An 18,208-nucleotide genomic window follows, 5' to 3' on the forward strand; every position below is an offset into this window, starting at 1 on the left:
AACCGGCGCTGCAAAAAGCAGATTGGCCCCCGACCAAGGTCGCCCCACACAATCCCTAGTGCTGACACCGGATCGCTGGCAGACTGCCAATCCTTTTACGCCGTTCGTTTTGAGGCTGTATGCCAACGTTTTCTCAGCGTCAAGTTTTGCTGGTCATCAGCTGGGTCATTATTTTTGGCGGACTGCTGCTGGTGATACCGCTGCGGTTGCTGCCGAGCCTGCTGGCCGGGTTGCTGGTGTTCGAACTGGTCAACATGCTCACCCCGCAATTGCAGCGGCTGATCGAGGGCCGGCGTGCGCGTTGGCTGGCGGTGGCGTTACTGGGGACGTTGATTGTCAGTGTGCTGACGCTGATCTTCGCCGGTGCCATCAGTTTCCTGTTACACGAAGCAGAAAACCCCGGGGCTTCCCTGGACAAGTTCATGGGCGTGGTCGACCGCGCCCGGGGTCAGCTTCCGCCGTTCATCGACGCCTATCTGCCAGCCAGCGCCGCCGAGTTTCGCGTGGCGATTGGCGAATGGGTCAGCAAGCACCTGAGCGATTTGCAATTGGTGGGCAAGGACGCGGCGCACATGTTCGTGACGCTGCTGATCGGCATGGTGCTGGGGGCGATCATCGCCCTGCAACGCATTCCCGACCTGACCAAGCGCAAGCCCCTGGCCGCCGCGCTGTTCGATCGTTTGCACCTGCTGGTCCAGGCCTTTCGCAACATCGTGTTCGCACAAATCAAGATTTCCCTGCTCAACACCTTCTTCACCGGGATATTCCTGGCGGTGGTGCTGCCGATGTTCGGCATCAGTTTGCCGCTGACCAAGACCCTCATCGTCCTGACGTTCCTGCTTGGCCTGTTACCGGTGATCGGCAACCTGATGTCGAACACCCTGATCACCATCGTCGGCCTGTCGCTGTCGATCTGGGTGGCCTTGGCGGCGCTGGGTTACCTGATTGTTATCCACAAGCTCGAATACTTCCTCAACGCGCGCATCGTCGGCGGGCAGATCAGTGCCAAGTCGTGGGAGTTGCTGTTGGCGATGCTGGTGTTCGAGGCCGCGTTCGGCCTGCCGGGGGTGGTGGCGGGGCCGATTTATTACGCGTATTTGAAGAGCGAGTTGAAGCAGGTGGGGATGGTTTGATGGGCGGTTGATCTGATTGTGGCGAGGGAGCTTGTCGGAACGCCGCACCGTCCCGCTGGGGCGCGAAGCGGCCCTAAAAATGGGACTGCTACGCAGTCCAACGGGAGCAAGCTCCCTCGCCACAGAGGATCGGATCAGCCCATTGGGCCATAGCGCTTGGCAGCCTCGATCGCCAGTCCGCTGCCGATACTGCCAAAGATGTTGCCTTCCACATGCCGCGCATTCGGCAGCATCGCCGAGACGCTGTTGCGCAATGCCGGAATCCCGCTCGAACCACCAGTGAAGAACACCGTATCCACCTGATCCACCCGCACATTGGCATCAGCCAGCAACCGGGTGACGCTGTTGCGCACGCGCTCCAGCAGGTTATCGATGGCCGATTCGAACAGGGCGCGGCTCAGTTCGACGCTCAGGCCGGCTTCGATCCGGTCCAGCGGCACGTGACGGCTGTCGGCGTGGGTCAGCTGGATCTTGGTTTCTTCCACTTCCATCGCCAGCCAGTGCCCGGCGCGCTGTTCGATCAGTTTGAACAGGCGATCGATGCCGCCGGTGTCTTCGATGTCGTAGCGCATGCTGCCCAGGGCCAGGGTCGACTTCTGCGAGTACACCGAGTTGATGGTGTGCCAGGTCGCCAGGTTCATGTGGTGGCTGGTGGGCATGTAGGCGCCGCTCTTCATCCGGCTGCCGTAGCCGAACAGCGGCATCAGGCCTTGCAGGCTCAGCTGCTTGTCGAAGTCGGTCCCGCCGATATGCACGCCGCCCGTGGCGAGGATGTCGTCGTGGCGGTTGTCATGGGTGCGACGCTCCGGGGACAGGCGCACCAGCGAGAAGTCCGAGGTACCACCGCCGATGTCGACGATCAGCACCAGTTCTTCTTTTTCAATGGTCGACTCATAGTCGAACGCCGCCGCGATCGGTTCGTACTGGAACGACACATCCTTGAAGCCGATGGCGCGAGCCACGTCCACCAGGGTGTTTTCCGCTTCCTGATCGGCCATTTCGTCGTCATCGACAAAGAACACTGGACGGCCCAGCACCACTTCTTCGAACTCCCGACCGGCGGTGGCTTCGGCACGTTTCTTCAACTGACCGATGAACAGCCCCAGCAGGTCCTTGAACGGCATCGCCGTGCCGAGAACGCTGGTGTCGTGCTTGATCAGCTTGGAGCCCAGCAGGCTCTTGAGCGAGCGCATCAGGCGGCCTTCGTAGCCTTCCAGGTACTCGTGCAGCGCCAGCCGGCCGTACACCGGGCGGCGTTCTTCCATGTTGAAGAACACCACCGAAGGCAGGGTGATCTTGTCGTCCTCCAGCGCGATCAGCGTTTCCACACCGGGACGCAGCCAGCCGACGGTGGAGTTGGACGTGCCGAAGTCGATGCCGCAGGCACGGGCTGGAGATGCGTTTTTCATGTCTTTCAGGTTCCGGTTAAAAAACGGCCGCGCAGTGTATGTCAGTGCGGCACAGAATCGAAGGCCGACTATCCGCTAAATCTTGCCTTTAAGCGCCTTGAAAGATGCGCCGTCACCCCCAAACTACCCTGCATCAACCGGACAGCCGGGCATCGACCGCAAGTCGGCTCGCCAGCTGCCGATAAACTTCTGATGCGCTGCCCGCTCACAACTTTGAGATTGGTCAAGCCCTGCGCTGCAAACAGGCGCATGCTGTGGCAAGTGGCGCGATTTCGATAACGGATGGTGATTCCCGCGATGGACTTCAAAGACTATTACAAGATTCTCGGTGTGGAGCCGACGGCAGACGACAAGGCGATCAAGGCCGCCTATCGCAAGCTGGCGCGCAAATACCACCCTGATGTCAGCAAGGAAAAGGACGCCGAGGCCAAGTTCAAGGATGCCTCCGAGGCTTATGAAGCGCTGAAAAGCGCCGATAAACGTGCCGAATACGACGATTTGCGCCGTTACGGTCAGCACGGTCAACCGTTCCAGGGACCGCCGGGCTGGCAGAGCCGTGGTGGTTTCGGTGGCGGTGGCCAGGACACCGGCGACTTTTCGGACTTTTTCAGTTCGATTTTCGGTAACCGTGGCCCTGGTTTTGGTGGCGCAGAGTCTCGTCGCAGCAGCGGCCGTCGAGGGCAAGACGTGGAAATGGAGCTTGGGATTTTTCTCGAAGAGACCCTCTCGAACGAATCGAAGAAGGTGACCTTCCAGGTACCGCAGTACAACGCGGCAGGCCAGCACGTCAGCAACACCCCGAAAAGCCTGAACGTGAAGATCCCCGCCGGCGTGACCGACGGCGAACGCATTCGCCTCAAAGGCCAGGGTGCCCCCGGGATCGGTGGCGGCGCCAATGGCGACCTGTACCTTACGATCCGTTTTGCGCCGCACCCGAAATTCGATGTCGAAGGCGAGAACCTGATCATCACCTTGCCGCTGGCCCCGTGGGAGCTGGCGCTGGGTACTGAAGTCGCGGTGCCGACCCTGACCGGCAAGATCAACCTCAAGGTTCCGGCCGGCAGCCAGAACGGCCAGCGCATGCGCGCCAAGGGCCACGGCCTGCTGAACAAGGCGGGCGAGCGCGGTTACCTGTTCGTGCAATTGAAGGCGGTCATGCCGAAAAAATCGGACGATGACATCAAGGCCTTGTGGCAGGAACTGGCGAAAAAAGCCGCATTCGACCCGCGAGAACATTTCTGATCCAAGAGAAGGAGTAGCCCATCATGAGCAACCCCCTGATCGTTCAACTGGACCTGGCAGAATTCTGTGAGGCGACCGACTTGTCGGACGTCTATGTGATCGAAATCGTCGAGCACGGCATCCTCGAACCTCAGGGCGCCGTGCCCAACGATTGGCGCTTCACCGATTACGAACTGATCCTGGCCAAACGCGCGGCCAAGCTGCGGCGCGACCTGGAGCTGGAGTGGGAAGGGGTTGCCCTGGCGCTGGACTTGCTCGAGGAAGTCCAGCAACTTCGGGCGGAGAACCGGATGTTGAAGCAGCGGTTGGGGCGGTTGGTGGTGGAGTAGTCGGCACAAAAGCCCGCTGCTCGCAACGGCTTCAAACCTTTCTGGGCAGCACCACGGTAAACAGCGTGCCGTCCTCTTCATTCGAACTGACTTCAATCGTCCCCTGGTGGGCGTTGACCACTTCCTTGACGATAAACAAGCCCAACCCGAGGCTGGTTGAAGGCTGGCCCAGTTCTTCGTCCGCGCTGCGCACCAGCGGATCGAAGATGGTCGCAATGGCGTCTTCTGGAATAGGCGTGCCGAAGTTATGCACCGTCAGGCGCACCGCCTGCGGTTCGCCCTTGAGGGTCACCGTCACGTCGCGTTTGTTCGAGCCGTGCTGCAAAGCGTTGCCAATCAGGTTCTGCAAGAGCTGAGCGAGTCGACCGGCATCCCATACGCCGCGTGTGTCACCGTGTATTTCCAGGGTCGGGTCGCAGGCAGGGTTGCCGGCGCACGCTTCGGCAATCGCCGCATGGGCCACGTCGGCCAGGTCCGTGGGCGTCGGCTCGATCGGCAGGCTCTTGCCCAGGCGGCTGCGCACGAACTCCAGTAAATCACCGACCATCACCGCCATGTGTCGCGTGCCCCGCTGGATGTGGGTCGCGCAGGCCAGGGCATCGCCCTCCAGTGTGGTTTTGCGCAGCAGCAATTCGATGGACATGCTCACCGCTTGCAGCGGCGCGCGCAGGTCGTGTCCGAGGACCGCGAGGAAGATGTCCCGCGAGCGATTGACCTGCTCGGCATAGGCCGCCGTGGATTCGGCCAGGGCTTCGTCGATGGCTTCATTGAAGCGAATCATGTCCTGGAAGTAAGCCATGTCCGGGGACTGAAGGCTGTCGACCCACAGGCGGATCACGCAGGCGCGCAGATGGCGAAATTCGCTGGTCATCTGCACCAGATCAAATCCCACGGTGTGGCGCAGCTCGCCGTGGCTGGCGCCGGCCTCGTCCAGGCTCGGGGTTTTTTCCGGGCCTTCACCCTTGGCCTTGGCCGCTTGTTCACTGGGCGTTTGCGGTTTGGTCATGTCCCGCGCGGCGGCCAGCAGAATTGCCTTCGCGTGATCGCGCAATGCGGCACTGTCCATGGATTCGGCGGCCGGGGTGATGGTTGCGGCGAACTGCTCCCACTCATCGACGATGCGATCAACGTTTGCTGCGATGAATTCGGAAAGACGCATAGTGGATACCTGAGCATGAATCGAAGGAAATCGATTCGAATAGTAGTCCCTTTAGTGGGAAAAACACGACCACTCATACAGCGGCATAAAGCCCGGCTGCCGTGGCGGTATTTATGTATTGGCGGCTCTTTGATTTTCGAACGGACCGAGCGCTTTAGCGTGCTGGTTGAACAGTAATTTGCGCTTTTGTTTCGGGTGTCGGTGGATAAGTCTGTTCACTCCTTTCCTGTCACCAAGGTGAATAAAAAGTGACTGATTTGCATGGAAGCAACTCGCTGGAAACGCCCACCCAAACCAACGGCGTTCATTACGATCGTGTACTCGACGTGATCCCTGGCGCGATAAAAAAGGCCTCGGTAGCGAGGTTGAAAACCCTTGAAACACTGCGCCCCGACATCCCCCAATGGTACAGCAGCGCCCGGGAAGTCGACCGCCAATACCTCAAGGAGTCAATTGAAGAACAGGGTCGCTTGCAAGGCCTTCTGGACAAGACCCTGGGCGATTTGCGGCACGACATCAATGCCTTCGCCGAACCCCTGCTCAAGGCGTCGATGCAGGCGAATTTCAAGGGCGTTGAAAACATCGACGCGCTCAGCGTGCAACTTGAAGTACCCAGTAAAATTGCCATGGTCATCGACACCGGGGCCAGTCGCGTTCGACAGTCCACGTTGCTGGACGCGGCATTGCACAATTTCGAGGCAGCAGAAACCGCCGAAGACGCCTGGCGCAGCAGCTCGGGTATCTATCGCAGGGACGAGCATGGCAGCCTCGCGCTTGAATCCGCCATTTCCTTGCCCGGGTTTGCATCGATGTGCCGCCGCCTCGACATTGGCGGACAGTACCAGCGGCATATCAAATCCATCCTGCTGCCGGCGATCCCTGAAGCCCGGCGCGCCTTGCAGGACGAATCGGTGGCCAGTGAAAAAGCCACTTTTCAGGTGGCGTCACTGGTTGCCCGCTTGAAGGGCGATATCAGCGATCATGCCTACGGCAAACTCGGGCAGATCCTCGAGAGTCAGGCCAATACCACGCTGTACGACCGGCCGTTGCAATGCCACCGACTGTCGCTGATGGGCTTTCGGTTGACCGGCATCGTGCTGTTCAGTGCCGTCAGCGATCCGTCGCAGATCAAACAGGCGATTGATGCCTTGACCCCCGACTCAGTGAAGTTCTGGAGCGAATGGTCACAGCGCCTCTCGATATTGCCGGGTGCGGAGTACGAGCGGTTCAAATTGCTGCAGGCGTTTTTCGCCAATGGTCCCCAGGGCCTCAACGATGAGCTTTTGCGCCGCGACGACATCTACCACCAGAGCCGTTTGGCCGGCCCCGTGATCGCCTATGTACCCGATGATCCGGAACATCCGCTCAAGGAATACCCCTCGCTCGCCGCGTTCATGAAGACCCTGATCGGTCAGCTTCGAGACACGCAATACCAGGCCTTCTTCAGCCGGTTCGTGGCGCAAAAGGACAAGGGACTGTTTTTCAGCCGGGTCAACGAACGTCTCAAGACGCTGACCTGGCAGGAACGCGAACCGCTGGACATGGGGCCATGGTGGCGCGAAACGGCAGTCGAGAACCCCGACGCGGAACCCATCACCAATCAGATCACCGGCGACCTGTGGACGACCTTGTTCGTTGAGCGTCGCGACAAGGCCATCGCCGATGCCCGTCGCATCGCGGTGCCGACCGACGACGAGGACGCCAACGCCCGCTTCAAGCGCCTGACCAGTTACCTGGACATCGGCTGGAACCTGTTCAACTTCGCCGCGATGCTGGTGCCCGGTCTGGGCGAGGCGATGCTGGGCATCATGATTGCGCAGATGCTCGCCGAGGTGGCCGAAGGCATCGAAGACTGGAGCAAAGGCGACAAGGAAGAGGCCTCGGCCTACTTCAACGGGGTACTGATCAACTTTGCGCAGTTGACGCTGATGGGCGCCGGTCACGCATTGCCTGGCGGCCAACTGACACCGATCAAGGTCTCGCCCTTCGTCGAAGGGCTCAAGCCTGTGGAGGTCGCTGGCAAGCCGCGTTTATGGAACCCGGACCTGACGCCCTATCAACAATCGGTCACCTTGCCCAAGGATGGCGTCGTCGGTGAAAAGGGCCTGTACCGGCAACTGGATCGGGACCTCCTGCGCCTCGACGACAAATGCTACGAAGTCAAACAGGACCCGGACACGGGCGAGCACCGTCTGCAACACCCTTCACGAGCCAACGCCTATCAGCCCTTGCTGGAGCACAACGGCGCTGGCCTCTGGAAGACTGAGCTCGATCAACCGCTGGAATGGGATCGGCGTCAATTGCTCCAGCGCCTGGGCGCCTCGGTCGATGGCTTTAGCGATGAAACACTGGAGCAGATCCTGACCGTCAGTGGCGTTCACGAGAATGCCTTGCGCCGGCTGCACGTGGAGCACGAAACCCCACCCGCGTTGCTGACCGATACCCTCAAACGCTTCAAGGCGTACGCCGACGCCGATGCATGCGCCGGACAAATACTGGCCGACCGCGTCGGGCAGGAGTGGGCCGATCTTGCCGTGCGTTTCATGACTGAGTTGTCGGGCTGGCCCGAGGGCAAGGCCATCCAGGTGTTCGAGGGGCCAGGCCTGTCGGGGGCGGCGATCAAGGAAGGCTATGCCGACGCGTTGCCCGCCGATACCTTGCAAATGACCTGGCAGGATTTACTCGCCGGAGCGCTGCCTGCACGAGTGGTCGGGTTCCTGGATGAACAGGCCCTTCGCAAAATGCTGGGGCAGTGGTTTGCCGGCGATTCAAAGGTGCGCATCAAGGCTTTGCGCGAGCGCCTGGCCGATCAGGCGCGTGGCAGTAAACGGCGTTTGTTCGACAAGTTGTACGAGCGCCGGGAGCGTACAGACGATGCCCGAGTGAATTTGCTCAAGGGCAACGAGTCGTCGCTGTCGACCAGCGTGGCGCAAGCACTGGTGGATCAAGCACACACCTCGGACCTGCAACATCTGACCGAGAAAAAACGCGTGCCCTTGAGGTTGTCCCAGCAGGCCGGGGAAGCGGCGCACCAGTTGCGAGTGGCGCGAGCCTATGAAGGTCTGTATCTGGACGAGCTGCACAACACGGACACTGAGCGCCTGGAGCTGAGCACCCTCGCAGCCCTGCCGGGCTGGCCTGCGGACCTGCGTCTGGAAATTCGCGACTATTCATTTACAGGCCCCCTGCGCGACAGCCTTGGCCTGGAGGACGCGCCGATCCGCAAAGTGCTGATCCGGGGCGAGGATGGCCGCTATGAAGCTCGGGACGTACGCGATCAACACCTGCACGGTGCGGACACGCTCTATGCTGCCGTACTGCACGCTTTACCCGACCCACAGCGCATTGCCCTGGGTTATGAAATCCATGACGCGGCAGGGCTTGAGCAAGCGCTGAAGTCAAAACCACTGGATCGGCTTTTGTTTGAGCCTGTGCTGCGGGAAAACCCGGTGCTCAAACCGTCTTACGACCCCAGCGTCATGCGCTTGCGCGGCGGCATGCCAGGTTATACGCAAGTGCCGTCTGGCATGGGACTGCGGCGGCGGACTCGCTCGCTGTATCCAGGCTTCAGCGCCGAAGAAGTCGAAACCCTGCTCGGCGAGTTCAGTCAGAACGGTGGTTCGGCCGATGAACGACTGACCGCTCTTGAGGCCGAGTTCAATCAGTTGAATCGCGCGATGCAAAACTGGATGAACTCACCGACCAGGTCTTTGCGTTTCATGCCGGCGGGGGTTGCCGAGTGGAACGCGCGTAACCGCCTCTACACAGCCATAAGGCAGTGCTGGCAGCGAACCGGCCCCGAGGGCATGCAAGTGGCCGGTGCCATGCATACGCAATGGCTGAACCTGGACGACCTGCGTTTGCTTCCTAGGCTCCTCGAGACGTTACCGAAACTGGAGGCCAACTTCGATCATGTCACCAGGCTGAGCCTGCGCAGCGGCGAATTGCGCAACGAGCACATGACCTTTCTCGCTTCGTTTCGCCAGGTGCGTTATCTCAACCTGCAAGACAACCTGCTGACCGCCGTTCCCGAGGTGATCGGTGAGATGAGTCATCTCAGTGACCTGTCCCTCAATGAAAATCAAATAGAGCTGGATGCATCGGCAGTCGATCGCTTGAAAAGGCTGGTTCATCTGCGCTCGCTGGGCTTGCGTGGCAACCCCTTGAAGCTCGCGCCGAACATAAGCCGGATGCCGCAATTGCAGGTCCTTTTACTCAACGAAACGGGCCTGGACACTTGGCCTGACGGGCTGTTTTCCCAGTCGCGGCCGCGCAGTATCTACCTCGACCTGCGACACAACCCGATCACCCGCATTCCGGAGGTCGCACCGGGGTCGTTTCGTGCCGAGTTGTTGGCGCGCACCGTGGTCAGCCGTGAGCCGCGCTGGATCTCGCCGGATAACCTCGACACCCTCAGGTCCTACATTGAGTCGGTCGGCATGGACCCTGACCGGCCGTATCCGTCACGCGGCACGCTGGACAGCGCCGATTGGTCGGCAGGCATGACCGAGCGGGAGTGGCAGCAGAAGCAGGAAATCTGGAACGCGGTCGAGGATGAGTTCGGCTCGGTGCCGTTTTTCAATGAAATCCACCAGCTCACGCAATCCGCCGACTTTACGGCGGGCAGGATCTATCGGGCGAGCCTGACGGCAAAAGTCTGGCGGATGATCGAGGCCATGGCCGAGAACAGCGAGCTTCGCATCAAGCTGTTCACCGAAGCCGCGACACCTACCGAATGCGTGGATGGCGGTACGCAACTGTTCAATGCGATGGGCCTGCAGGTGCTGATTCACGAGGCCTACGCACTGGGCAGCGCGAACCTGATCGAAGCCCGGCTGCTGGAACTGGCCCAGGGCAAATCGCGGCTCGATGAACTCGGCGCCATCGCCCGTCAGCGCGTGGCGGCGCGGTTGGCCGCGGGTGAAAGCTTCCGACGGCTCGACGGGCTTGGCAATGTCACCGGCACCATCGATGAGGTGGAAGTGCATCTGGCCTACATGACCGATCTGGCGCGGCGCCTCGATCTGCCGTGGCAAGCCCGGGGCATGCAGTTCCGCAAGATCGCCGGGGTCACCAAGGAAATGATCGACGAAGCATTCAAGCGGATGGTGGCGCTGGAGGAAGGCGATTTGCTCGTCGATCGCATCCTCGAGCAGCCGCTGTGGAAAACCTGGCTGGAGTCTTCGAACGCCGAACAACTGAACAGCCTGAAGCGCCAGATCGACGCCACCACTGATTTGCAGGACGCCCTGCAACGCCGCGCCGAGGCAGCCGAACCGGCCGTCAAGGCAGCTTTGGAGGTGGAGATCAACGCGCTGTGTCGCGAGTTGGGCAAAGACGAAAATGCTTTCCCCGAAGGGCAGGTCATGAGTGATGAGGACTACAGCCAGGCGTTGACTGACATTGATCAGCAGATCCGACAGAAGCTGAAATCAATCACTCAACAAGCGATGGATCGAGCGAAGTTAAAGCGTCTGCTCGCGGATTAAACGGCATTCGCGGAAGTCTGTTTAACCGCTGTCAGGGTTACTTCCCGAAAGCTACAAAACCTTGTGCCGTTGCCTACAGGTGCGCCAGAATCCGCCGGCTTGTGCGCCTTGCGGCCACTCGGTAGCTTGATTCGTGTCACTGGTTGTCAGTGATCGGGTTTAGTAGCCCGTGGTGTTATCAGCAAGGTGCAGAGGCTCTGTCAGTCAGGTATCCCATCCCTGAACTTGATGGCAGCTGTGCGCAGGGCGCTTCGGCGCGCCGGTAAATGCTGATCTCCCCGGTCTACTAACCTGTGCACAGCCGCCACCCTTCTTTTAGTAGAGAAGTGTTGGCGGCTCCATTCAGGAGTAATCAGCGTATGTTCAAAGTAACGCCAAACCCGCCAGACACCGATCCAGCATCGCCCTACGATTCCCTCGATTCCAGCAAACTCCACGAAGCCGCCGAACGCGCCCTCGACCACCACTTCCCGCCCGTGCAAAAGAAGCTACCGAAACGTGCCGGCCAACTCTTCAGCGTCTGCCCTGACGTCAACACTGAATCACTCCTGGCCAATGCCTCGGAAGATCTGCTGTCCATCAGCGCCATCGCCGCCGACCTCGCCGAACATGTGCAAGGCTCGAGCCGCTCCGTTGCCCTGGCACTCAGCCACATGGCCGACAGCGTGCATTTGCTGATGGATAAAGCGCTGGATCATCTGGATGAACCGGAAATGGCGGCGATAGTCGCCAGACAACAAAGCCGGGTCGGCTGAGCAGTACCGCAGAAAAAGCAAACCCGATGGCAGTCAACCGCCATCGGGTTTCTATCAGGTGCACCAGGCATAGCGCGTTGCGCGTAAGCGCAACCAGTTAGGCTGTGGTGGCCTCGCTGGTGACTTGGAGGCGAAAGTCCTCTACACACCCGGCAAGGGGAGGTGTTAGCCAGAGGCAAGGATGTCGTAGGAAAAAGACGTTTTCCTTTGGGGAAATTTCTTAATCGTTGCTTTGACCCTGCCGTGAGGGTCGTGACGCTGATAGCGTCCGCGGCATTATTTCAGAACACCCTTCCATAGGATAAGGATTTTGAAATGTATGCACGCTTTCAGCCGTCGTTTACCAACGACGTTTCCTCAGAGTTCCTCAGCCGTCTGGACAACTCGCCCTTCACCGAAGAGCAACTTGCGGGCTTTGACGACAAAGTCATGGCGATCATCCATCAACAGCAGGCTTACGCGGAAGAACATCCCCCTTGTGCCATCTTTCGTGTGGCAACCGAGGGCAGCCAAACCCGCGATGGCGGCGTAATCCAAAGGGCCGCCGCGCCGCTGGTGTTCACATTGGAAAGTGGCCAGAAAGTAACTGCGGCGCAGAAAGGCGATTATGTCGTGTATGCCGATGGGACTACGGCGCAGATTGTCACGGGCGCGGGACAAGGGAATAGCGATTTAGCGCTGGTCGGCAGCCGTCTTTGCAATGGCGACGAAATCATCAACACACCGCAAGGCGCTTACCTGTTCATTGCGCGTGAAGGTGTATCGATAGCTGAGGATTTTCTGCCCTCTACCACTGAGGAAGAAATCCGATGAGCAAGGGATATTTCATTGGTCTTGATGACAAGACCACCTGTGGTGGCAAGGTCCTGGATGGCGATACCCGAATCATGATGTATGGCATCGCCCATGCTCGCGATGGTGATCGAGTCACCTGTGGCAAGGACGGCAAGACCTATCAGATCGTCGGTGGCATCTCCAACATGATTAGTCATGGCAGGGCGATGGCGGGCACACTCGATAGCTACAGCAACTGTCCCTGTAAAGCTGAACTGATCCCCTCGGTGTTCACGGCCACCTATCGAAAGGAAGTTGCACCGGCTGCCGATCGACGCGCCGCTCAATCGGCCTCTGCTCAGGTCACCAGTCACTCGGAGGCGTCCCGCCCATCCGGCTTTGCGCCTTCGAACCCTCCTGTACCTGTGATATTCGGCCGCGTAGAACCTCAGGAACCGGGGTTCCATGTGGTACCCAAAAGCATGACCCGTGAAGCCTTGGAGGCCACGCTGTTCGCCAGGCGTGATCCGGGCGTGATGAGCAAGTTCCAGGCGCTGAACCCTGGGCGAGGCGAGGTCAAGGCAGGGTCGCTGATCGTATTGAGCGATCCGAATAACGCGGCCTGCACCTACGAGGAAGCGCTGTTGATGGAGGCCGCGCAGCAGGTCAGGGCGGACCTCGATCCGCTGACACCGGATGAAGCCGATTTCATGTTCCGCCACGCGGCTGAAATCGCCAGTTTTACCGGCCCGACTTCGACCTGGCTTGGCGTTGGCGCGGCGGTGATGGAGAAACACTTAAACAATCTGCGCGACACTCTTCAAGCCATGGAGCGCCTGCATCAGGACAGCTATCGTCAGCAGGGTCATCTCAAATCGCCGCAGTTCTTCGCCGAGCGCCAACGCTTGCTCGCCCAACTCGATGCCCACTTGCTCAACTCCAAGCGCCTGCGTGGCCAGACTACTTTGGGTGAGCACCCGAAGTTGAAGACGGCGCTCGGCATTTCCAGTCGTAGTCTGGTGCACCACTGGGACAAGGCTGGTGCGCCGGGGCAGATACCGGGTTACGCCAACCATGTGAATGCGACCAGTCGGGCGGCGAAGTATATGAGTGCTGGTGCTTACATTGGCATTGGTATTGGTGGTGTTTCTTCGCTATTGGCCATTCAGGAAGTATGTGTTGGCGACTCTGGAGCTGCTTGCGAGAAGATCAAGTTCACCGAAGGGGGCAAATTTGCTTTGTCGACTTTAGGCGGATACGGGGGAGGAGAGTTGGCATTTTTAGCTAGCGGTCCCATATGTCTTGCTCTAGGGTTCACTACAGGGATAGGGGGGGTTATCTGTGTTGCGGGTATGGTCGGGACCGGCGCATTGGTAGGCACAACTGCGGGAGGCGAGGGCGGAGAGTTCTTGGGAGAAAAACTGTATGAGCTTAAAATACAGTGATTGGCTCTTGGTCTCATTGGGCTGCCATCATTGTTGTTGGCGGGCCTTTTATGTTGATTGTCCTAACTTTTGCATACAGTATTTATTTGAGTTTTCATTTGGATCTGATGTTGGATTCCTTAAAAAACTGTCGACATATCGTTATTTGGGGAAAGGGCCTGCGGAACCAAGGGTGGATGGGACGGGTGTTGCTAGTCGCTAAGATTGCGGGAATGGTAATGTGGCCAGGTCCGGGTATCCGTACCGGTCAGATGGATCCAGTTGATATAAAAAACTTCCCTCCTCACTTGAAGCGGCTCCTGAAAATAAAAATAATCATTTCGGCGATTATCGTAATCTGGGGAGCGCTTGCGTTCGCGCTAGTAAAGCTCGGTTAATCTAATAAGCAACCTCCAATTGAAAGCGATCAAGGTTATTTTCAGTCGAAATGTAGTTCTTAATTGGGCACGCCAATTAGGTATCAGGCGCTGCCGAAGAGACTGTGGGACAGACTTGGACTGGTCTCGATACTGGATACGATCAATCGGTTTAATCGCGTCAGCCTGAACCGCCGCATACGGAACCGTATGTGCGGTGGTGTAAGAGGACGGCGGCTGCAAAGCCGCCTCCTACTCGATTTTTTCACGCAGTCCCGTGAGACAAAGCTAACGCAATGCCTGAAGGAGTAAGCTTGCTGGCGATGCCCTCGAATGCGTTGCGTTTATCCAGTCCACACGCTTTATCGTTGACGACCGTCGCTGCGATGCGGTGACCCGACAAGCCAGCTCATGCCAAGGACGGGCCCCACGTTGCCATGCCCCTTTTTTGGGTGAGCAGATCAACTTCAGAACAGAAAATACCGCTGCGCCATCGGCAGCACATCCGCCGGCTCACACCACAACAAAATGCCGTCAGCCTTGACCTGATAGGTCTGCGGATCGACGTCGATGTCCGGCAGGTAGTCGTTGTGGATCAGGTCGGTTTTCTGAACGTCGCGGCAGCCTTTGACCACGGCGATTTTCTTCTTCAAACCCAGCGCTTCGGGCAGGCCGGCTTCCTGCGCCGCCTGGCTAATGAAGGTCATGCTGGTGGCGTGCAGCGAGCCACCGTAGCTGGCGAACATCGGGCGGTAGTGCACCGGTTGCGGGGTCGGGATCGAGGCGTTGGCATCGCCCATCAAACTGGCGGCGATGGCGCCACCCTTGAGGATCAGCGTCGGTTTGACACCGAAGAACGCCGGGCGCCACAGCACCAGATCCGCCCATTTACCCACTTCCACCGAACCCACTTCATGGCTGATGCCGTGGGTGATCGCCGGGTTGATGGTGTACTTGGCGATGTAGCGTTTGGCGCGGAAGTTGTCGTTGCCTGCGCCGTCACCGGGTAGCGGGCCGCGCTGTTTTTTCATTTTGTCGGCGGTCTGCCAGGTGCGGGTGATGACTTCGCCGACGCGGCCCATGGCCTGGCTGTCGGAGCTGATCATCGAGAACGCGCCGAGGTCGTGGAGGATGTCTTCGGCGGCAATCGTTTCGCGACGGATGCGGCTTTCAGCGAAGGCCACGTCTTCGGCAATGCTGGGGTCCAGGTGGTGGCAGACCATCAGCATGTCGAGGTGTTCGTCGATGGTGTTGCGGGTGAACGGCCGGGTCGGGTTGGTCGAGCTCGGCAGCACGTTGGCGAAGCCGCAGGCCTTGATGATGTCCGGCGCATGACCGCCCCCGGCACCTTCGGTGTGGTAGGTGTGAATGGTGCGGCCCTTGAAGGCGGCGAGGGTGGTTTCGACGAAGCCCGATTCGTTGAGGGTGTCGGTGTGGATCGCCACCTGCACATCGTACTCATCGGCAACGCTCAGGCAGTTGTCGATGCTTGCCGGCGTGGTGCCCCAGTCTTCGTGCAGTTTGAGGCCGATGGCGCCGGCCTTGACCTGTTCGATCAGCGGCTCCGGCAGGCTGGCGTTGCCTTTGCCGGTGAGGCCAATGTTCATCGGGAAGGCGTCGGCGGCTTGCAGCATGCGCGCCAGGTGCCATGGCCCGGAGGTGCACGTCGTGGCGTTGGTGCCGGTGGCCGGGCCGGTGCCGCCGCCGATCATGGTGGTGACGCCGCTCATCAGCGCCTCTTCGATCTGCTGCGGGCAAATGAAGTGAATGTGGGTGTCGATGCCGCCGGCGGTGAGGATCATGCCTTCACCGGCGATCACTTCGGTGCTGGCGCCGATGGCGAGGGTGACGCCCGGCTGCACGTCCGGATTGCCCGCCTTGCCGATGCCGGCGACACGTCCGTCCTTGAGGCCAACGTCAGCTTTGACGATGCCCCAGTGATCGACGATCAGTGCGTTGGTGATCACCGTGTCGACCACTTCGGCGGCCAATAACTGGCTTTGGCCCTGGCCGTCACGGATGACTTTGCCGCCGCCGAATTTCACTTCTTCGCCGTAGGTGGTGAAGTCCTGTTCCACTTCGATCCACAGTTCGGTGTCGGCCAGACGGACCTTGTCACCAACGGTGGGGCCGAACATGTCGGCGTAGGCCTGACGGGAAATTTTCATTCGTTTGCCTTGAGATTCAATTGAATTTGAAATCGTTCGCTGCGCTCACTTTCGCGAGCAGGCTCGCTCCCACAGTTGATTGCATTCCCCTGTGGGAGCGAGCCTGCTCGCGAAGGGGCCGAAACAGACACCGCCTTAATCAGAGATTCCCCATGATCCGCCCGGCAAACCCGAACACCCGGCGATGCCCGGCCAGGTCGACCAACTCGACTTCCCGACTCTGCCCCGGCTCGAAGCGTACGGCGGTGCCGGCAGGAATGTTCAGACGCATGCCGCGGCTGGCGGCGCGGTCGAAGTTCAGGGCGTCATTGGTTTCGAAAAAGTGGTAGTGCGAACCGACCTGGATCGGCCGGTCACCGCTGTTGGCCACCGTCAGGCTGATCGTGCGGCGGCCGACGTTGAGTTCGATGTCGCCGGGCTGGATCTGGTATTCACCGGGAATCATCAATGGGCTCCTTGGAGAATCTTGTAGAAGAGGGCAGTGGGCTTGTAGCGGCCACTCGGATCGCAGGCGTAGTCGGGAATTTCCCCGGCGCGGGTGTAGCCCAGGGCTTTGTAGAAATCTTCGGCGGGCGAGCCGGCCTCCGTGTCGAGGAAGAGCATGCCGCGCTTGTGTTGCAGGGCGGCCTGTTCCAGCGCACTCATCAACTGTTGGCCAAGACCACGACGCCGGGCATGCTCGCGCACCAGCAGTTTCTGCACTTCGGCGCGGTTCAAGCCGTTGGCCTTGCGGCACAGGGCCAATTGCACGCTGGCTTGCACCTGTTCGTCCTTGACCACCACCCACAGCAACACATTGCCCTTGATCAGATTGTCCTGGACCTCATCGAAATAGGCGTGGGCCTGCGTCGCATCGAGATCGGCCATGAAGCCGACACTGGCGCCATAGCCGACGGCATCGAGCAGCAGATCAATCAGGCCCTGACGGTAGTGCGCGAAGCTTTCTACGTTGACGCGTCGCAGTTGGGCGGGGTTCATGGGCGATCACTCCTTGTTGTCGGCAGGTGGCTGTGCGCCAGGATTGAGGGTCAGTTGCATAAAGGTCAGGTCCAGCCAGCGACCGAACTTGGTGCCCACCTGTGGCATCTGCCCGGTGGTGATGAAACCGATGCGCTCATGCAGGCGAATCGAGGCGGCGTTGCCACTTTCGATGGCCGCGACCATGACGTGTTTGCCACAGCGTCTGGCGCGCTCGACCAGCACGGTCATCAGCTTTGGCCCCAGGCCATTGCCGCGTTGATCGCTGCGCACGTACACCGAATGCTCGACGGTGTGGCGGAAGCCGTCGAACGGACGCCAGTCGCCGAACGAGGCGTAACCCAGCACGGTGTTGTCTGCGTCGACGGCCACCAGGATCGGATAACCCTGGGATTGCCGGGCGCTGAACCAGGCCTGGCGATTACCGAGGTCCACGGCCTGCTCGTTCCAGATCGCCGTGGTGTTGAGCACGGCGTCGTTGTAAATGTCGCGGATCGCCGGCAGGTCGGCATGCACCGCATCGCGGATGGAGTAAGTCATGGGGTGACCTCAGGCGATCGGTTGGTGGACGGTGACCAGTTTGGTGCCGTCAGGAAACGTCGCTTCTACCTGGATCTCCGGAATCATTTCCGGGATGCCGTCCATCACTTGTTCACGGCTGAGCAGGGTGGTGCCGAAGTGCATCAGTTCGGCCACGGTCTGCCCATCGCGAGCGCCTTCGAGCAGCGCTGCGGAAATGTAGGCCATGGCCTCCGGGTAATTGAGTTTCACACCGCGAGCCAAACGCCGCTCGGCGACGAGGCCGGCGGTGAAGATCAGCAGCTTGTCTTTTTCGCGTGGGGTCAGGTCCATGGGTGCAATCCATCAGGGCAGATTAAAAAGTATTCGGGTATATGAACACGCCCCCTGTGGAACTGGCTTGCGGGACCTCAAGGCCGCCAAAAGCATCGCTGGCATGCCAGCTCCCACAG

At 59.7% G+C, this 18,208-nt stretch carries 14 protein-coding genes and 1 pseudogene; 8 read left to right on the top strand and 7 right to left on the bottom strand.

Annotation, left to right across the window (positions count from 1 at the left end; translation table 11 throughout):
* Positions 1-119 precede the first annotated feature (119 nt).
* Positions 120-1,133, top strand: a complete 1,014-nt coding sequence (locus BVK86_RS18545) for an AI-2E family transporter (protein WP_075947781.1) — start codon at positions 120-122, stop codon at positions 1,131-1,133.
* A 134-nt stretch (positions 1,134-1,267) separates the two neighbouring features.
* Here BVK86_RS18545 and BVK86_RS18550 read toward each other — a convergent pair whose 3' ends face one another.
* A complete protein-coding gene (locus BVK86_RS18550; protein ID WP_075947782.1) occupies positions 1,268-2,542 on the bottom strand; it encodes an Hsp70 family protein in 1,275 nt (424 codons plus the stop codon).
* Between the two features lie 297 nt (positions 2,543-2,839).
* On the opposite strand from BVK86_RS18550, the gene BVK86_RS18555 reads away from it, so the two are divergent.
* Together BVK86_RS18555 and BVK86_RS18560 are read left to right on the top strand one after the other, a co-directional pair.
* The gene (locus BVK86_RS18555) at positions 2,840-3,784 is read left to right on the top strand and encodes a DnaJ C-terminal domain-containing protein (protein ID WP_075947783.1); all 945 of its coding nucleotides are present in this window, start codon (positions 2,840-2,842) and stop codon (positions 3,782-3,784) included.
* A 23-nt stretch (positions 3,785-3,807) separates the two neighbouring features.
* Complete coding sequence (locus BVK86_RS18560; protein ID WP_075947784.1) at positions 3,808-4,113, top strand: chaperone modulator CbpM; 306 nt, start codon at positions 3,808-3,810, stop codon at positions 4,111-4,113.
* A 31-nt stretch (positions 4,114-4,144) separates the two neighbouring features.
* Here the strand turns inward: BVK86_RS18560 and BVK86_RS18565 are convergent, their stop codons facing one another.
* Positions 4,145-5,272, bottom strand: a complete 1,128-nt coding sequence (locus BVK86_RS18565; protein WP_075947785.1) for a sensor histidine kinase — start codon at positions 5,270-5,272, stop codon at positions 4,145-4,147.
* Between the two features lie 248 nt (positions 5,273-5,520).
* Here BVK86_RS18565 and BVK86_RS18570 point away from each other — a divergent pair, with 248 nt between their 5' ends.
* The 5 genes and pseudogenes from BVK86_RS18570 to BVK86_RS30180 all read left to right on the top strand — a co-directional run.
* Complete coding sequence (locus BVK86_RS18570) at positions 5,521-10,761, top strand: NEL-type E3 ubiquitin ligase domain-containing protein (protein WP_075947786.1); 5,241 nt, start codon at positions 5,521-5,523, stop codon at positions 10,759-10,761.
* A gap of 359 nt (positions 10,762-11,120) precedes the next feature.
* Entirely contained in the window at positions 11,121-11,516 is a 396-nt protein-coding gene (locus BVK86_RS18575) for a DUF6124 family protein (protein ID WP_075947787.1), read from the top strand.
* Between the two features lie 315 nt (positions 11,517-11,831).
* Positions 11,832-12,329 carry a hypothetical protein gene (locus BVK86_RS18580; RefSeq protein ID WP_075947788.1) on the top strand — a complete coding sequence of 166 codons (498 nt, stop codon included), beginning with the start codon at positions 11,832-11,834 and terminating at the stop codon, positions 12,327-12,329.
* Entirely contained in the window at positions 12,326-13,735 is a 1,410-nt protein-coding gene (locus tag BVK86_RS18585) for a PAAR domain-containing protein (protein WP_075947789.1), read from the top strand. The genes BVK86_RS18580 and BVK86_RS18585 overlap by 4 nt, the downstream gene beginning before the upstream one ends.
* A gap of 461 nt (positions 13,736-14,196) precedes the next feature.
* Positions 14,197-14,277, top strand: a pseudogene (locus BVK86_RS30180) (group II intron maturase-specific domain-containing protein); the annotation flags it as partial.
* A gap of 281 nt (positions 14,278-14,558) precedes the next feature.
* Here BVK86_RS30180 and ureC read toward each other — a convergent pair.
* The 5 genes from ureC to ureA form a co-directional block, all read right to left on the bottom strand.
* Positions 14,559-16,259 (bottom strand): urease subunit alpha, encoded by a 1,701-nt coding sequence (ureC, locus tag BVK86_RS18600; RefSeq protein WP_075947791.1) that lies wholly within the window; start codon positions 16,257-16,259, stop codon positions 14,559-14,561.
* Between the two features lie 139 nt (positions 16,260-16,398).
* Complete coding sequence (locus BVK86_RS18605) at positions 16,399-16,704, bottom strand: urease subunit beta (protein ID WP_075947792.1); 306 nt, start codon at positions 16,702-16,704, stop codon at positions 16,399-16,401.
* A complete protein-coding gene (locus BVK86_RS18610; protein WP_075947793.1) occupies positions 16,704-17,237 on the bottom strand; it encodes a GNAT family N-acetyltransferase in 534 nt (177 codons plus the stop codon). The genes BVK86_RS18605 and BVK86_RS18610 overlap by 1 nt, the downstream gene beginning before the upstream one ends.
* A 6-nt stretch (positions 17,238-17,243) precedes the next feature.
* Positions 17,244-17,777 carry a GNAT family N-acetyltransferase gene (locus BVK86_RS18615; RefSeq protein ID WP_075947794.1) on the bottom strand — a complete coding sequence of 178 codons (534 nt, stop codon included), beginning with the start codon at positions 17,775-17,777 and terminating at the stop codon, positions 17,244-17,246.
* 9 nt (positions 17,778-17,786) lie between these two features.
* Positions 17,787-18,089, bottom strand: coding sequence for an urease subunit gamma (gene ureA / locus BVK86_RS18620; RefSeq protein ID WP_034149685.1), 303 nt, complete (start codon positions 18,087-18,089; stop codon positions 17,787-17,789).
* Positions 18,090-18,208 lie beyond the last annotated feature (119 nt).

Source organism: Pseudomonas reinekei, from assembly GCF_001945365.1.
Classification (GTDB): domain Bacteria; phylum Pseudomonadota; class Gammaproteobacteria; order Pseudomonadales; family Pseudomonadaceae; genus Aquipseudomonas; species Aquipseudomonas reinekei.

Bases quoted from the DNA above. Each gene is read 5' to 3' on its own strand.
- BVK86_RS18545 (WP_075947781.1), top strand. From the start codon at position 120: ATGCCAACGTTTTCTCAGCGTCAAGTTTTGCTGGTCATCAGCTGGGTC.
- BVK86_RS18550 (WP_075947782.1), bottom strand. From the start codon at position 2,542: ATGAAAAACGCATCTCCAGCCCGTGCCTGCGGCATCGACTTCGGCACG.
- BVK86_RS18555 (WP_075947783.1), top strand. From the start codon at position 2,840: ATGGACTTCAAAGACTATTACAAGATTCTCGGTGTGGAGCCGACGGCA.
- BVK86_RS18560 (WP_075947784.1), top strand. From the start codon at position 3,808: ATGAGCAACCCCCTGATCGTTCAACTGGACCTGGCAGAATTCTGTGAG.
- BVK86_RS18565 (WP_075947785.1), bottom strand. From the start codon at position 5,272: ATGCGTCTTTCCGAATTCATCGCAGCAAACGTTGATCGCATCGTCGAT.
- BVK86_RS18575 (WP_075947787.1), top strand. From the start codon at position 11,121: ATGTTCAAAGTAACGCCAAACCCGCCAGACACCGATCCAGCATCGCCC.
- BVK86_RS18580 (WP_075947788.1), top strand. From the start codon at position 11,832: ATGTATGCACGCTTTCAGCCGTCGTTTACCAACGACGTTTCCTCAGAG.
- BVK86_RS18585 (WP_075947789.1), top strand. From the start codon at position 12,326: ATGAGCAAGGGATATTTCATTGGTCTTGATGACAAGACCACCTGTGGT.
- ureC (WP_075947791.1), bottom strand. From the start codon at position 16,259: ATGAAAATTTCCCGTCAGGCCTACGCCGACATGTTCGGCCCCACCGTT.
- BVK86_RS18605 (WP_075947792.1), bottom strand. From the start codon at position 16,704: ATGATTCCCGGTGAATACCAGATCCAGCCCGGCGACATCGAACTCAAC.
- BVK86_RS18610 (WP_075947793.1), bottom strand. From the start codon at position 17,237: ATGAACCCCGCCCAACTGCGACGCGTCAACGTAGAAAGCTTCGCGCAC.
- BVK86_RS18615 (WP_075947794.1), bottom strand. From the start codon at position 17,777: ATGACTTACTCCATCCGCGATGCGGTGCATGCCGACCTGCCGGCGATC.
- ureA (WP_034149685.1), bottom strand. From the start codon at position 18,089: ATGGACCTGACCCCACGCGAAAAAGACAAGCTGCTGATCTTCACCGCC.